This is a genomic window from Phreatobacter aquaticus (assembly GCF_005160265.1).
Lineage (GTDB): Bacteria > Pseudomonadota > Alphaproteobacteria > Rhizobiales > Phreatobacteraceae > Phreatobacter > Phreatobacter aquaticus.
This window is the reverse complement of record NZ_CP039865.1, coordinates 3,808,761-3,822,394: the sequence shown is the minus strand read 5'-3', so window position 1 is coordinate 3,822,394 and position 13,634 is coordinate 3,808,761. Positions and strand designations below refer to the sequence as shown.

The window sequence follows — 13,634 nt, the reverse complement described above, 5'->3', positions numbered from 1 at the left end:
ACCGTTTCAGGTCGTTGCGGCGACCTGAAACTTCGCCCCTGTCTCGGCGGCGGCCTCTGCCTCCGGCAGCAGCTTGATGCCGCCGAGCCAGAGCGCGACCGGTTTGCCGGACCCATCAGTCTCAAGGCGCGCGGTCTCGCGATAGTTGGTGAAGCCGGTTGCCTTGCCGACGATTCCCACGTTGCCCTTCACCTCCACGATCTCACTGGCATCGGTGAAGGGATTGGCCTGTCCCGGCACGGCGACGATCACCTTATTCCCGACAGCCAGCAGATCGACCGGCCCCCACATGGACCACCAGCGGCCGGTCCACGGGGCAAGGGTCGCGGCCGGGGCGCCATTCGCCTTGAACACCTTCAGAATTTCGATGAGCCCTTCAACGAGGGTCGCCGGCACCACATCCGGCGCATTGATGATCACGCTGAGGGTCAACCCGGCGGCGGGCACTATGCAGGTGTGGGAGAAGCAGCCGGGGAACACGCCGGAATGGCCGTACCAGGCCCAGTCGCCGTTGCCACCGTGGATGGTGCCGAGGCCATAGTGCCGGTCGATCACGCTATCCAGCACCTTCCAGTGGCGGCGTACCATTTCGCGGCGGCTGCCGACGCTGAGGATGCTGGCCGGCGCCGCGGGGTCGAGCTGCGCGATCAGGGCGGTGAGGTCCTTCGCGGTGGAGACGAAGCCGGTGGCGGCCGCAAGGGCGCCGGTGCCCTGGGCCATCGGCACGACGAAGCGCTTGCCGAGTAGCAGCTTGTTGCCGTGGCCATCGGCGAGCGGCGTCCCTTCGGGAACTGGCGCATCCGGCATCGTCGCAGCAAGGCCGGCCGGTGACACCACCTCGCGCGCCATCCAGGTCGCATAGGGCTCGCCGGTGACCGCCTCGATGATCAGGCCGAGCAGGCCGAAGCCGTGATTGGAATATTTGAAGCGCGTATTGGCCGGGATCAGCGGCGCGTCGGCAAGCGCCGCGCGCAGTTCGGCTTCGTTCAGGAAATCCCGGCGCCCCTGCCACTGGCCGGCATCGGTGCCGTCGCGGATGATGCCGGCGGAATGCGACAGAAGCTGCGCGATCGTCGCATCCGCCGTGTCGGGATGCAGGCCCGTCACATGCTGGCCGGCCTTATCGTCGAGCCGCAGCCGCCCCTGATCGACCAGTTTCATCACGCCGAAGGCGGTGAAGGTCTTGGAATGGGAGGCAACCCGCAGCCGCGTGTCCGACGTCAGCGGTGCTCCCGAAGCCAGCGACGCCTTGCCGATGGCGAGATCGAGCAGGACCTTGCCGTCGCCGCGGATCGCGCACTGGAGGCCGGGTAAATCGTGCACCCGGTGCTGGAATTGGAGCCAGGAGCGCGCATAGGTGAGCGCAGGTTGCAGCCAGTCAGCCATGGGGACATTGCCGTATCAGGAGGGCAGGTGCCTGTAGAAGCCCCGATCCCCCGATGCTGCTCGGCAGCCCCGCGCGCTGTCAATGCACCGTGCCGCAGGCTTAGCCTGCGCCCGGCCTATCGGATGAACTGGTCGATATAGGATTCACCCAGCCCCACATCGATATAGTGCTTCCGGCAGCGATCGATGCGGGTGAAGACGTCGTCATAGCCGAGGCAGGCGCCCTCCGGATCGACATAGATCATCGCGCCGTTCACCTGGAACATGGTGATCATTTCCTCCACATGGGGATCGACCACCAGGGTGTGGGTTTCGCCGGGCGCCTCGTAGACATAGCCGCCTTCGGTTGCGACCCAGTCATGTTCGAGATAGCGCCACTCACCCTTGATGACATAGCCATGCACCGGCTGTGGATGGCGGTGGCGCGACAGAACGCCGGAGCGGCGCACGCGCAGCAGGTTCATCCAGTAGCCGCGCGAGGCCGACATGCAGAGCGGGCGGAACCACACATTGTCGTCGACCGGCACCCAGATGCGCTCGTCCTTCGGCACGACGTCGGGAACGATCAGTTCCGGCGGCGATTCCTTCGGCATCGGGTGGCGATAGGGCACCCACTTGTCGTTGACGGGGGCGGCAACCTTGACGGGATCGGACATCGGGTTCTCCTCGAAGGATGTCAGACGGCCAGGAAGCCGCCATCGACCGGCAGGATGGCGCCGGTCATGAAACGGGCGGCGTCGGAGGCGAGAAAGACCACGACGCCGCCGAGATCGTCGGGCACGCCCCAGCGGTTCATCGGCGTCCGCGCCAGGATCGGCGCAGCACGCTCGGCATCCTCGACCAGCGGTCGCGTCAGTTCGGTGGCGATCCAGCCCGGCGCAATGGCATTGACGCGGATGTTCTCGGCCGCCCAGGCGGCGGCGAGGCTCTTGGTCAACTGGCCGATGCCGCCCTTGGAGGCGGCATAGCCGGGCACGAAGGGCGAACCCTGGAAGGTCAGCATGGAGGCCGTGTTGACGATGGAACCCTCAGCCGCGGCGAGTGCGGACTTGGCCGCCACGCACATCCGCATGGTGCCGACCAGATTGACCTCCAGGGTCAGGCGGAAGGCGTCGATCTCGAATTCCTTGCCGGCGCGCTGGATGATGCCGGCGCAATTGACCAGCAGGTCCAGCCGGTCGATGCCGGCAAGCGCCGCCGCGACCGAGGCATCGTTCGTGACATCGAGCTTGCGGGTCGTGATCCCGTCCTGCGGCCGGAAGCCGCCGATCTCCTCATCTGTCAGGCCGCAGGCCGTCACGCGATAGCCGGCGAGTGCCAGCGCCCGCGCGATGCCCTCGCCGATGCCGCGTGTGCCGCCGGTCACCAGTGCCGTCTTCATGGTCTCGCTCCCCTTTGGCACTCAATGGCCCCAGGTCAGGGCGATCGGGTTCACCTCGCGGGCGAGTTCCAGCAGTCCCGCCTTGGTCGCCGGATGGATCGGGTCGATCGGGTGGCGGACGTGATCGGAGCGGATCACTTTGCCCTCCATCATCACCGTCTTGGTGGCCCGCAGGCCGCACTGGCGGTTCTCGTAATTGATCAGCGGCAGGATCCGCGCGTATTGGGCGGCGGCTTCCTTCCGGTTGCCCGAAGCATGAAGCGTCACCACCGGCTTGATCAGGTCGGGCAGCAGCGCACTCGACATGGTGGCGGTGGCGCCGGCATCGAGATCGGCCATTAGCGTGATCGATTCCTCACCGTCCCACGGGCCGACGATCGCCTTGCCGCCCTGTTCGACCAGGCCACGGAGCTTTGCGGCGGTGCCGGGTGTCTCGATCTTGAAGTAGCAGACCGCGGGCACTTCCTTCGCGAGCCGCACCAGCGTCGGCACCGACAGCGCAACGCCCGACAGTGGCGCGTCCTGCAGCATGATCGGCAGCGGCGAGGCCTCCGCGATCCTGGCGAAATGTTCGATCATCCGCGTCTCGTCCGCCCTGAGCGTCGCGCCATGATAGGGCGGCATGAGCATCAGCATCTTCGCGCCGGCCTTGTGGGCCTTGGCGGCGCGCTCTGACGCGATGCGGGTGGAGAAATGGCTGATGGTGACGATGACCGGCACGCGACCGGCGACATGATCGAGGCAGAGCGTCGTCAGCGTCTCACGCTCGGCATCGGTCAGCACGAACTGTTCGGAATAATTGGCCAGGATGCAGATGCCATCGACCCCCTGGTCGATCATGCAGTCCAGCACGCGCTTCATGCTGTCGAGATCGAGGTCGCCATTGTCGAGGAACGGCGTCGGCGCGACGGGGAAGACCCCGCGATAGAGGGGGAAGGTCATCTGTTTCGGCTCCCGGAACTTTTCTTGTCGGCGTCGGTGGGAGATTCGATGATCTCCCACCTGTTACCGCCCAAGGTGGCGTGAACCGGCGTTGCCAGCAACAGCCAAAACGGGGAGCTGGCCGGGCTCAGGCGCCCGGCTCGTTGGCGTTGACGAAGAAGAGCTGCTGTCCGTCGATCTTGTAGCCGGTGATCGCGCTCTGGCCTTCGGGGCTGACGATCCAGTCGATGAAGGCCTGGCCGTCGGCCTGCTTCACATGGGCATGGCGCGCCGGGTTCACCAGCATGATGCCGTACTGGTTGAACAGGCGGCGGTCGCCCTCGACGATGATCTCGAGTTCGCCGCGGTTGCGGAACGACAGCCAGGTGGCCCGATCAGCCAGCACATAGCCATTCATGGCGGAGGCGGTGTTGAGGGCCGCGCCCATGCCCTGACCGATTTCGCGATACCAGGTGCCGCGGGTGGCCGCGAGATCGATGCCGGCAGCCTGCCAGAGCGCGAGTTCAGCCTGATGGGTGCCGGACCGGTCGCCGCGCGATACGAAAGGCGATAACCGGGTCTGGATCGCCTTGAGGGCTGCCGCGATGTCGCGGCTGCCGCGGATGCCAGCCGGGTCCGCCTTCGGGCCGATGAGTACGAAGTCGTTGTACATGACCGGACGGCGGAGCGTGCTGAATCCTTCCGCGACGAAGCGTTCCTCGGCGGCCTTGGCATGGACGAAGACCACATCGGCATCGCCGCGCCGGCCGGTGTCCAGCGCCTGTCCCGTCCCTTGAGAGATCACGCGGACCTCGATGCCGGTCTGGGCCTTGAACAGCGGCAGGATGTGGTTGAAGAGGCCGGAATCGACCGTCGATGTGGTCGAGGCCACCGTGATGAAGCGGGGGGCCGCCGTCTGGGCCTGGACAAGACCTCCCAGCGCCGCCAGTGCGCCGAGCCCGAGGATCATTCGCCGTGTTGTCGTCATCGTTCAGCTCCCGGAATGAGCGGCCTCACCAGAGGAGGTCACCGGACAAGAAGGTTCGCGCTTCCGCGCTCGCCGGTTGGGCAAAGAAGGCGGTGGCCGGTGCGTCTTCGATCAGGCGGCCGCGATGGAGAAACAGCACCCGGTCGGCGAGGCGGCGCGCCTGGCCGAAATCATGGGTCGTCATGACCAGCGTGACGCCTTCGGCACGCAGGCCTCCGAGCAGGCTCTCGATCTGGCGAGTGGCACCTGGATCGAGCTGTGAGGTCGGCTCGTCGAGAAACAGCACTTCGGGGGACAAAGCCCAGGCCCGCGCAATGGCCAGGCGCTGCTGCTCGCCGCCCGACATCAGGCGCGCCGGCCGAGCGGCGAGATCCGTCAGGCCGAAGCGCGCAAGAGCGGCCTCGGTGCGCGCCGGGCGCTCGTGCCGGGGCAAGCCGGACGCGGCGAGTGCATGGCGGATATTGGCCTCTGCCGAGCGCCGCAGCATGACCGGCTTTTGAAACACCATGCCGTGGCGCTTGACGCCTGCGCTGATGCCGCCAGGACTGCCCCAGGTCACGCTGCCGGATGATGGCGTCAGCAGCCCGTGGCAGAGCCTCAGCAGAAGCGATTTTCCTGCGCCATTGGGTCCGATGACGGCGGTGATGCCGCCGCTCGGAAGATCGAACGATATAGCGGAGAGCAGGTCCTTGCCTCCGGCGTGAAAGCCAAGCGCCGAGACATGAAGCGGCAAGATGGAGCGGGTGTCGCGCATGGCCATCACCCCGCAAACCGCGAGCCGATGCGGCTGGCGCCGAAGGTCACTGCGTTGATCGCCAGAGTCAGGCCGATCAGCACGATGCCGAGGCCGAGCGCCAGAGGCAGATCGCCCTTGGAGGTCTCCAGCGCCACCGCGGTCGTCATGGTGCGCGTGTAACCGGCAATGTTGCCGCCGACGATCAAGACGGCTCCAACTTCGGCGCTCGCCCGGCCAAATCCGGCGAGCAGGACGGTTGCGAGCGCGAAACGACCGTCCCAGAGGAGCGTCGGGATCGCTTTGACACCTGTCAGGCCCAGCGACGTCAGATGTTCGCGATATTCGCCCCAGAGGTCCTCGACAACCTGGCGGGTGAGGGCGATGACGATCGGCAGGACCAGCACGGCTTGCGCGATGATCATGGCGCCGGGGGTGAAGAGCAGGGCGAGCGATCCAAGCGGGCCGGAGCGTGACAGCAGGAGAAAGATCAGCAGACCTGCGACCACCGGCGGCAGGCCCATCATGCCATTGGTCAGGACGATGACAATGGACCGACCCGGAAAGCGCGACAGCGCCAGCAGGGCGCCAAGCGGAAGGCCGATCAGCGCCGCCAGGATGACGGCTGTGAGCGTGACGCGCAGCGACAGGCCGACCACGCCCAGGAAGGTCGGATCGAGGCCGACGATCAGGCGGAAGGCCGAAAGGAAAGCTGCGCCGATATCCATTGATATCCGTGTTTCTGCGGAGTGCCGGTTGCACTGGTTATGAATGGTGCGGTATCGTTGTCAAAGTTGGAATTTATGCAGCTGGATGCCGTTTCATGCAGGATTATGTCTACCTCTCCACCGAGGAGGCCACCGCCTATCTGAAGCTCAAGGAGCGCAAGCTCTATGAGCTCGTGTCGACTGGCTCCATTCCCTGCACCAAGGTGACGGGACGCTGGCTGTTTCCGCGCGCGGCCCTCGACCGCTGGCTCGCCACCGGCCTGTCGCAGCCAGGAGGCGTGCAGGCGGCCCTGCCGCCGGCGATCATCGGGGGAAGTCACGACCCCCTGCTGGAATGGGCGGTGCGCCGTTCGGGCTCGGGCCTGGCGCTCCTGTCGGAAGGCTCGCAGGCAGGGCTCGACCGCCTCGTCCGCAACGAGGTGGCGATCGCGGCGATCCATCTGCACGGGGCGGGGGACGACGAGGATGCCAATCTCGCTGCCGTGCGATCGTCAGCGGGTCTCGCGGATACCGTTATCATCGGTTTTGCCCGCAGGGAGCAGGGATTGCTGCTTGGGCCAGGCAATCCCCTGGGCATTGCGGATCTGGCGGATGCGGTCGCCCGGCAGGCGCGTTTCGGACTGCGTCAGCGCGGGGCCGGCGCGCAATTGCTGCTGGACAAGCTCCTGGCAGATGCGGGACTTGCCGCCTCGGCGCTGACAGCCGGCGAGGGCGTCCATGCCACCGGCCCCGATCTTGCGCTGGCGATCGGCAGCGGCGAGATCGATTGCGGCATCGGTGCGCGCTCGGTCGCGGCGACCCATGGGCTCGATTTCGTGCCGCTGGTCTGGGAGCGCTTCGACCTCGTGCTCAACCGCCGGGTCTATTTCGAGCCGGCGGCGCAGGCCCTGTTTCAACTGGTCGCGAAGGCGGAATTTGCCCGCCGGGCGGCGGCGTTCGGCGGCTATGACGTCACGCAGGCGGGGCGCGTGCGGCTCAATCGCTGATGCTCAGCCTCGCGGCAGCGCATTGACCCAGACCACCCGGGCCTCGACGGTACCGGCATTGGCGAAGCGGTGGGGGCGCGAGCTCTCGAAGCGAAAGCTGTCGCCGGGGCCGAGTGTCCAGGTCTCGGCATCAACGGACAGCCGCAGCGTGCCGTCGAGAACGAGGCCGGCTTCCTCGCCCTGATGGGCATAGGGTTCGATGCCGGTATCAGCGCCGGGCTCGAGCACGATCATGTAGACATTGAGCGCGGAGGTCTGGCCGCCGGGTGTCAGCAGTTCCTTGACGATGCCGGATCGCCACAGCTGCATGGTGGCGCGATCGGCGGCGTGAATGACCACAGTTCCGGGATCGGCGGTGGCTGGTACGGCGCCGAACAGGGCGGCGATGGGCAGGCCGAGCGCATCGGCGATCGAGGCCAGCGCCTTGAGCGACGCCGATGAAATGCCGCGTTCGATCTGGCTGAGAAACCCGATGGACAGGCCGGCCGCTTTCGACAGTTCGACCAGCGACAACCCGCGGTCCTGCCGGAGATTGCGCAGGCGCTGGCCGACAGCAAGGTCGACAGGCTCGGATGGGCGGGCGGCCAGGCTCAATGGCATGCGGCACTCGACGTTCCAGGCATGCCCTTTGCGGGCGAGCCATGCACTTTCATATTCGTGAAATGTGCTTGCCAGCAAGCCCACGGCGTGCACTCATTTTCGCGGATATGAAGGAGCCGGTTCTCCGGCGGGCGCATCCAGGGGAGCATTCTGCCATGAAACGTCGTACATTCCTGACCACAGCCGGTGCGGGCCTTGCGGTCGCCGCGATCGGTCCGTCCTACGCGCAGGTTCCGACCCTCAAAGTCGGTTCGACGCCGACCGGCGTGCCGTTCACCTTCCTCGACACGGCGACCAACACGATCCAGGGGATCATGGTCGATCTGATCACCGAGATCGGCAAGGACGCCGGCTTCAACGTGGCGGTCGAGCCGATGCAGTTTTCCGCGCTGATCGGCGCGCTGACCTCCAGCCGCATCGACCTGATCTCGGCGGCGATGTTTGCCACTGCCGCGCGCAAGGAGGTCATCGACTTCTCCGAGCCGGTCTATACCTATGGCGAAGGCCTGTTCGTGCCGAAGGCCGACACGACCAACTACACCGCGATCGCCGAGCTCAAGGGCAAGGTTGCCGGCGTCCAGGTCGGTACCGCCTTCGTCAAGCCGCTGCAGGATGCCGGCGTGTTCTCGGAAGTGAAGATCTACGACACGATCCCCGACATCATGCGCGACGTGAATGCCGGCCGCGTGGCCGCCGGCTTCGCCGATTTCCCGATCGTTGCCTACAATCTCCAGCTCGGTCGTTTCCCCGATGTCCGGCTGGTACGCAGCTACAAAGCCATCATTCCGGGATCGGTGGCGATCGGCGTGCGCAAGTCCGACAAGGAACTGCTGGCCAAGATCAACACCTCCCTCGCCAAGCTGCAGGCGAATGGCACGGTCAAGCGCGTGCTCGGCAAGTGGGGCCAGGAATAACCAGCGCGAGACGTCATGGCCGGGCGGGCTGCGCCAGCAGTCCGCCCGGTCGAATTCCGCGCTGACCTGAGAATATGATGCAGACCTTCCTGACGCAGGCGAAAGAGTTCCTGCCGATCCTCCTGACCGGCGTCCGCCTGACGATCCTGGTGACGCTGGGATCGCTCGTGCTGTCGACGCTGCTTGGTCTTGTCTGGGCCCTGATGCGGGTCTCCGGCATCAAGGCGATTTCGCGAACCGCCGAAATCATCGTCAACGTCATCCGCGGCATCCCGATCATCGTCCAGCTGTTCTGGATCTATTTCGTGCTGCCGGACTTCGGCATCACGCTGACCGCGCTGCAGGCGGCGATCTTCGGGCTGGGCTTTGCCTATTCTGCCTATCACGCGGAGAATTTCCGCGCCGGTATCGAGGCGATCGACCACGGTCAGATCGAGGCGGCGCAGACCATCGGCATGGGCTGGTGGCTCACCATGCGCCGCGTGGTGCTGCCGCAGGCGTTCAAGATCATCCTGCCGCCCTACGGCAACATCATGATCATGATGCTGAAGGATTCCTCCCAGGCCTCCACGATCACGGTGGCGGAATTGGCCCAGCAGGGCCGGCTGATCGCCGCCTCCACCTTCCAGAACACGACGGTCTTCACCCTCGTCGCCATGCTCTATCTCAGCATGAGCCTGCCACTGATCTGGCTGGTGTCGAAGCTCGAAAAGGCGTTCGGGCGCAAGCAATAATGGCGATGATCGAACTCACCGACGTCCACAAGAGCTTCGGCACCAACCATGTGGTGCGCGGCTTCTCGGCCAAGGTCGAGAAGGGCGAAGTTGTCTGCATCATTGGCCCGTCGGGCTCGGGCAAGTCGACGATCCTGCGCTGCATGAACGGGCTCGAGGGCTATGATGCCGGCGACATCACCGTCGAAGGCATCAGGGTCGATCGCCGCGCCCGCTCGATCCAGTCGGTCCGCCGCCAGGTCTCCATGGTGTTCCAGCGGTTCAACCTGTTTCCCCACCGCACCGCGCTGGAAAACGTCATCGAGGGGCCGATCTTCGTGCTCGGCGAGGCGCGAGAGGCGGCGATCGAGCGAGGCAGGGCGCTGCTCGCCCGCGTCGGCCTGTCCGACAAGGAGGAAGCCTATCCCGGCCAATTGTCTGGCGGCCAGCAGCAGCGGGTGGCAATTGCCCGGGCCCTTGCCATGCAACCGAAGGCTATTCTCTTCGACGAGCCGACATCGGCGCTCGATCCGGAACTGGTCGGCGAGGTGCTCGGTGTCATGCGCTCACTCGCCGACGAGGGGCTGACCATGGTGGTCGTCACCCACGAAATGGGCTTTGCCCGCGAGGTTGCCGACCGCGTCATCTTCATCGACGGCGGCGTGATCGTCGAGCAGGGCCCGGCAGAAGAGCTGCTCAGCAATCCCCGCGAGCCACGCACGCAGGATTTCCTGAAGCGCGTGCTGAAACCGATCTGACGAGGACGCCTGCATGGCCGATCCCTTTCCGCTTGCGCCTTCGCTTTGGGCTGCGACCGCCCCGGAGGGGGCACCGACCCCGCCGCTCGACCAGTCGATCGCGACCGAGGTCTGCATCATCGGCGGCGGCTATGCCGGCCTGTCGACTGCCTTGCATCTCGCCGAGCGCGGCACCCGCGCGGTTGTTCTCGAGGCGCATGAGCCGGGCTGGGGCGGATCCGGCCGCAATGGTGGGCAGGTCATTCCGGGGATCAAGTATGATCCGAGCGAACTGATCGCGAAATACGGGCCTGAGGCCGGTGAGGCGCTGAGCGCCTTCGTCGGCTCGACGGCTGACCGGGTGTTCGATCTGATCGCCAAGCACGGCATGGACGTGCCGCACCGCCGCGACGGCTGGATCCAGGGCGCGCACACGCCCGCCATGGTCGAGACGGTCAAGCGGCGCTCGGACGAATGGCTGAAGCGTGGCGTCAAGGCGCGTTTCCTCGACAAGGACGCGATGAGCGAGGCGCTCGGCGCCCGGCAATATCTCGCCGGCTGGGAAGATGGCCGCGCCGGAACCGTGCAGCCGCTGGCCTATGCGCGGGGCCTCGCGCGGGCGGCCCTCAAGGCAGGCGCCGAGATCTATGGCGGCACGCGAGCGTCCTCCATCACGAAGCGCGGCGAGGTTTTCGAGGTGAAGACCGCGGCCGGCCCGGTGGTGACCGCGCGCCGCGTGGTGGTGGCGACCGGCGGCTATCCCGGCGATCTCATCCCGAAGCTGCGCCAGACCATCATCGCGCCGAACTCTTTCATCGTCGCGACCCAGCCGCTCGGCGACAATATCGCCAGCACGATCCTGCCCGGAGGCCAGGTGGTGTCGGATACCCGCCAGCTTCTGCTCTATTTCCGCCGCGACCACACCAACCGCTTCCTGATGGGCGGCCGCGGGCCGTTCCGCGAGCCGACATCGGAGGCCGACTGGTCGCACCTGGAACGGGTGGTGACCAAGTTCTACCCGCAACTCGCCGATGTGCCCTTCGAATATCGCTGGTGCGGGCGTGTCTCCCTGACGCGCGATTTCCTGCCGCATTTGCATGAGCCCGAGCCGGGTCTTCTGATCGACATCGGCTGCATGGGCCGTGGCGTCGGCCTGCAGACCGCGATGGGACAGGCCATGGCTGATTATGTCGCGACCGGTGATGCGAAGGCGTTGCCGTTCCCGATCGTTCCAATCGAGCCCCTGCCGTTCCATGCGCTACACAAGCTCTATGTCTCGGCCATCGTCGCCTGGTACCGCCTGACCGATGGCGGCGTGAAGGCGGCGTGACGGCATCAGCCGTCGGATTGTCCCCAATCACGTCATGCCCGCCCTTGTGGCGGGCATCCACGACTTCAAGGTCGCGAAATCTGACCTCAAGACGTGGATGGCCAGCACAAGGCCGGCCATGACGATTGAGTGGTCGCGACTGTCAGGCCATTTCGGTGTCGGCCCTCAGCCTCCAGGCGCACCCTGCGTTCCCACATAGAGCGCATAGACCGACTGGCTCGCCGCCATGAACAGGCGCGAGCGCTCGCGCCCGCCGAAGCAGACATTGGCGCAGCGTTCGGGCAGGCGGATGCGGCCGATCGGTTTGCCATCGGGGTTGAAGATCATCACGCCGTCGAGCTCCGGCGTGCCCATGCCCCAGCCGCACCAGAGATTGCCGTCGACGTCGCAGCGCATGCCATCCGGCGTGCCACCGGGGCCGGCATCGATGAGCACGCGACGATTGGCGAGCCGGACGCCGTCGACCACGTCGTGAACACTGATCAGCCGGTGAGGGGTTGCTCGCGACTCCACGATGTAGAGCTTCGTCTCGTCGGGCGAGAAACAGAGGCCGTTGGGGCCGGGAATGTCAGTTGCAACCGCGGTGGTCACCCCGGTCGCGGGATCGTGGCGATAGACCGCCTGTCCGAGTTCGGGCTCGGCGCGCAGGCCCTCGTAATTGCCGGCAATGCCGAAGGGCGGATCGGTGAACCAGATCGAGCCATCGGACTTCACCACCACGTCGTTGGGCGAATTCAGCCGCTTGCCGCCGACCTGGTCGACCAGCGTCGTGATCGTGCCGTCATATTCGGTGCGGGTGATCCGCCGCCCATGCTCGCAGGTGACGAGGCGGCCCTGGCGGTCTCGCGTGTTGCCATTGCCGAAGTTCGAGGGCTTCCGGAAATCGCTGACGGTGCCCGTCTCTTCGTCCCAGCGGATGATCCGGTTGTTCGGGATATCGCTGACCAGCAGATAGCGCCCGTCGCCGAACCAGACCGGCCCCTCGGCCCAGCGCAGGCCGGTGGCGATGCGCTCGACGGCGGCGCTGAAGATCCGGTAGCGGGCAAAGCTCGGGTCGAGGATTTCGACCGCCGGATCGGGATAGAACGGGCTGGGTTGCCACGTCATGGAGGCTCCTTGGGATCGAATGTGCCGGCGGTTCCCGTCTCGGCCTGCCGGAGTGTTCCCGGCAGACTCGGCCTTGGCAATGGATTTCATCGCGCGCGGTCGGGGAACTCCGTTGAACGAGCGGTCCTGTCAGCGAAATGTCAGACACGGCATGTAGATTATTTGAAGCCAGTCGCGTTTCGGGGGAAGCGCTGACGGCGGACAGAAAGGCCTCGTACCCAGCGTGCGGGGCCTTTCTTTTTGGCGCCCAGGATGAGACAGGCCATGTTGTCGATCTGATATATTAGGTGTACATCGGCAGGCGTTGGGGGAACAATGCTGTCCATCGTTCACGCGATGTCGGATCGGAATGGGGCGCGGGCGGGCACCGCCTCGGCGCTGATTCACGGCCAGTTGCGTGAGGAAATCCTGTCACTCCGGCGCGCGCCAGGCTCTCAGCTCAACGAACGCGACATCGCGCTTCACCACGGCGTCAGCCGGACACCGGTGCGCGAAGCCGTTCTGCGGCTGGCCGAAGAGGGCCTGATCGACATCGTGTCGAAGTCGGGTACCTATGTGTCGCGCATCTCGCTGAAGGCGCTTCCCGAAGCGCTGGTCATTCGCAAGGTGCTTGAGGTCTTCGCGGTCCGCCAGGCCGTGCTCAATGCGACCGAAAGCCAGATTCTCGAGCTTCGGGCGATCGTGGCCCTGCAGCACGAGGCAGGCCAGGCCGGCGACACGGACGCATTCCACCGCGCCGACGAGGCCTTTCACGAAACGATCGCCATTGCCGGTCGCCACCCCAGCGTCTGGGGACTGGTGAAGCAGGTGAAGCTGCAGGTCGAACGCTACCGCCGCCTGACCCTGCCGCTGGCCGGGCGCATGCCGTTGGTGGTGAGCGAGCATCGCGCTGTGCTGGACTGCATTGCTGCGCGTGACGCCGATGGCGCAGCCGATTGTCTCGCCCGGCACATTGACGGATTGAAACTCAATCTCGACGATATCCGCCGGATCAACCCCGATTACTTTCAGGAGGACGTGACCCGCGCTGATCTCTTGAGCGCGTGAACCAATCCACATCCGTGACCCCAACCGGGCGCGGCAAGAGGGCGGAGCAACCGCCTCCAACAC

The 13,634-nt window shown here is 65.9% G+C and carries 15 protein-coding genes; 6 read left to right on the top strand and 9 right to left on the bottom strand.

The features are described from left to right. Positions 1-6 precede the first annotated feature (6 nt). From E8L99_RS18155 to E8L99_RS18125, 7 genes are all read right to left on the bottom strand, one after another. On the bottom strand, positions 7-1,386 hold the full coding sequence (locus E8L99_RS18155; protein WP_137100872.1) for a serine hydrolase domain-containing protein: 1,380 nt from the start codon (positions 1,384-1,386) through the stop codon (positions 7-9). A 116-nt stretch (positions 1,387-1,502) separates the two neighbouring features. After that, positions 1,503-2,042, bottom strand: coding sequence for a 2,4'-dihydroxyacetophenone dioxygenase family protein (locus tag E8L99_RS18150; protein WP_137100871.1), 540 nt, complete (start codon positions 2,040-2,042; stop codon positions 1,503-1,505). 20 nt (positions 2,043-2,062) lie between these two features. Continuing rightward, the gene (locus E8L99_RS18145; RefSeq protein WP_137100870.1) at positions 2,063-2,767 is read right to left on the bottom strand and encodes an SDR family NAD(P)-dependent oxidoreductase; all 705 of its coding nucleotides are present in this window, start codon (positions 2,765-2,767) and stop codon (positions 2,063-2,065) included. A gap of 21 nt (positions 2,768-2,788) precedes the next feature. After that, positions 2,789-3,709, bottom strand: a complete 921-nt coding sequence (locus tag E8L99_RS18140) for a dihydrodipicolinate synthase family protein (protein ID WP_137100869.1) — start codon at positions 3,707-3,709, stop codon at positions 2,789-2,791. A 127-nt stretch (positions 3,710-3,836) separates the two neighbouring features. After that, positions 3,837-4,676: a substrate-binding domain-containing protein gene (locus tag E8L99_RS18135; RefSeq protein ID WP_252511150.1), complete on the bottom strand. Its 840-nt coding sequence runs from the start codon at positions 4,674-4,676 to the stop codon at positions 3,837-3,839. Between the two features lie 25 nt (positions 4,677-4,701). Then, positions 4,702-5,430, bottom strand: coding sequence for an ATP-binding cassette domain-containing protein (locus E8L99_RS18130; protein WP_137100868.1), 729 nt, complete (start codon positions 5,428-5,430; stop codon positions 4,702-4,704). A 5-nt stretch (positions 5,431-5,435) separates the two neighbouring features. Then, positions 5,436-6,137, bottom strand: coding sequence for an ABC transporter permease (locus tag E8L99_RS18125; RefSeq protein WP_137100867.1), 702 nt, complete (start codon positions 6,135-6,137; stop codon positions 5,436-5,438). A gap of 95 nt (positions 6,138-6,232) precedes the next feature. Here E8L99_RS18125 and E8L99_RS18120 point away from each other — a divergent pair, with 95 nt between their 5' ends. Continuing rightward, positions 6,233-7,123, top strand: coding sequence for a helix-turn-helix transcriptional regulator (locus E8L99_RS18120; RefSeq protein WP_137100866.1), 891 nt, complete (start codon positions 6,233-6,235; stop codon positions 7,121-7,123). A gap of 3 nt (positions 7,124-7,126) precedes the next feature. Here E8L99_RS18120 and E8L99_RS18115 read toward each other — a convergent pair whose 3' ends face one another. Further along, positions 7,127-7,723, bottom strand: a complete 597-nt coding sequence (locus E8L99_RS18115) for a cupin domain-containing protein (RefSeq protein ID WP_137100865.1) — start codon at positions 7,721-7,723, stop codon at positions 7,127-7,129. Between the two features lie 155 nt (positions 7,724-7,878). Between E8L99_RS18115 and E8L99_RS18110 the strand changes: the two genes are divergently transcribed. The 4 genes from E8L99_RS18110 (at position 7,879) to E8L99_RS18095 (ending at position 11,417) form a co-directional block, all read left to right on the top strand. Then, the gene (locus tag E8L99_RS18110; RefSeq protein WP_137100864.1) at positions 7,879-8,637 is read left to right on the top strand and encodes an ABC transporter substrate-binding protein; all 759 of its coding nucleotides are present in this window, start codon (positions 7,879-7,881) and stop codon (positions 8,635-8,637) included. 77 nt (positions 8,638-8,714) lie between these two features. Next, positions 8,715-9,371 (top strand): amino acid ABC transporter permease, encoded by a 657-nt coding sequence (locus E8L99_RS18105; RefSeq protein ID WP_137100863.1) that lies wholly within the window; start codon positions 8,715-8,717, stop codon positions 9,369-9,371. Between the two features lie 5 nt (positions 9,372-9,376). After that, a complete protein-coding gene (locus tag E8L99_RS18100) occupies positions 9,377-10,108 on the top strand; it encodes an amino acid ABC transporter ATP-binding protein (RefSeq protein WP_137102179.1) in 732 nt (243 codons plus the stop codon). Positions 10,109-10,121: 13 nt separating this feature from the next. Beyond that, the gene (locus tag E8L99_RS18095) at positions 10,122-11,417 is read left to right on the top strand and encodes an NAD(P)/FAD-dependent oxidoreductase (protein WP_137100862.1); all 1,296 of its coding nucleotides are present in this window, start codon (positions 10,122-10,124) and stop codon (positions 11,415-11,417) included. A 165-nt stretch (positions 11,418-11,582) separates the two neighbouring features. On the opposite strand, the gene E8L99_RS18090 is transcribed toward E8L99_RS18095, so the two are convergent. Further along, positions 11,583-12,524 (bottom strand): SMP-30/gluconolactonase/LRE family protein, encoded by a 942-nt coding sequence (locus E8L99_RS18090; RefSeq protein WP_137100861.1) that lies wholly within the window; start codon positions 12,522-12,524, stop codon positions 11,583-11,585. Positions 12,525-12,839: 315 nt separating this feature from the next. Between E8L99_RS18090 and E8L99_RS18085 the strand changes: the two genes are divergently transcribed. Then, positions 12,840-13,571: a GntR family transcriptional regulator gene (locus E8L99_RS18085; RefSeq protein WP_252511149.1), complete on the top strand. Its 732-nt coding sequence runs from the start codon at positions 12,840-12,842 to the stop codon at positions 13,569-13,571. Positions 13,572-13,634 lie beyond the last annotated feature (63 nt).

What these genes read in the sequence shown, in the direction of transcription:
- E8L99_RS18145 (WP_137100870.1), bottom strand. Translation starts at nt 2,767, where the DNA reads ATGAAGACGGCACTGGTGACCGGCGGCACACGCGGCATCGGCGAGGGC.
- E8L99_RS18155 (WP_137100872.1), bottom strand. Translation starts at nt 1,386, where the DNA reads ATGGCTGACTGGCTGCAACCTGCGCTCACCTATGCGCGCTCCTGGCTC.
- E8L99_RS18135 (WP_252511150.1), bottom strand. Translation starts at nt 4,676, where the DNA reads ATGACGACAACACGGCGAATGATCCTCGGGCTCGGCGCACTGGCGGCG.
- E8L99_RS18125 (WP_137100867.1), bottom strand. Translation starts at nt 6,137, where the DNA reads ATGGATATCGGCGCAGCTTTCCTTTCGGCCTTCCGCCTGATCGTCGGC.
- E8L99_RS18150 (WP_137100871.1), bottom strand. Translation starts at nt 2,042, where the DNA reads ATGTCCGATCCCGTCAAGGTTGCCGCCCCCGTCAACGACAAGTGGGTG.
- E8L99_RS18090 (WP_137100861.1), bottom strand. Translation starts at nt 12,524, where the DNA reads ATGACGTGGCAACCCAGCCCGTTCTATCCCGATCCGGCGGTCGAAATC.
- E8L99_RS18140 (WP_137100869.1), bottom strand. Translation starts at nt 3,709, where the DNA reads ATGACCTTCCCCCTCTATCGCGGGGTCTTCCCCGTCGCGCCGACGCCG.
- E8L99_RS18120 (WP_137100866.1), top strand. Translation starts at nt 6,233, where the DNA reads ATGCAGGATTATGTCTACCTCTCCACCGAGGAGGCCACCGCCTATCTG.
- E8L99_RS18105 (WP_137100863.1), top strand. Translation starts at nt 8,715, where the DNA reads ATGCAGACCTTCCTGACGCAGGCGAAAGAGTTCCTGCCGATCCTCCTG.
- E8L99_RS18130 (WP_137100868.1), bottom strand. Translation starts at nt 5,430, where the DNA reads ATGCGCGACACCCGCTCCATCTTGCCGCTTCATGTCTCGGCGCTTGGC.
- E8L99_RS18085 (WP_252511149.1), top strand. Translation starts at nt 12,840, where the DNA reads ATGCTGTCCATCGTTCACGCGATGTCGGATCGGAATGGGGCGCGGGCG.
- E8L99_RS18115 (WP_137100865.1), bottom strand. Translation starts at nt 7,723, where the DNA reads ATGCCATTGAGCCTGGCCGCCCGCCCATCCGAGCCTGTCGACCTTGCT.
- E8L99_RS18110 (WP_137100864.1), top strand. Translation starts at nt 7,879, where the DNA reads ATGAAACGTCGTACATTCCTGACCACAGCCGGTGCGGGCCTTGCGGTC.
- E8L99_RS18100 (WP_137102179.1), top strand. Translation starts at nt 9,377, where the DNA reads ATGATCGAACTCACCGACGTCCACAAGAGCTTCGGCACCAACCATGTG.
- E8L99_RS18095 (WP_137100862.1), top strand. Translation starts at nt 10,122, where the DNA reads ATGGCCGATCCCTTTCCGCTTGCGCCTTCGCTTTGGGCTGCGACCGCC.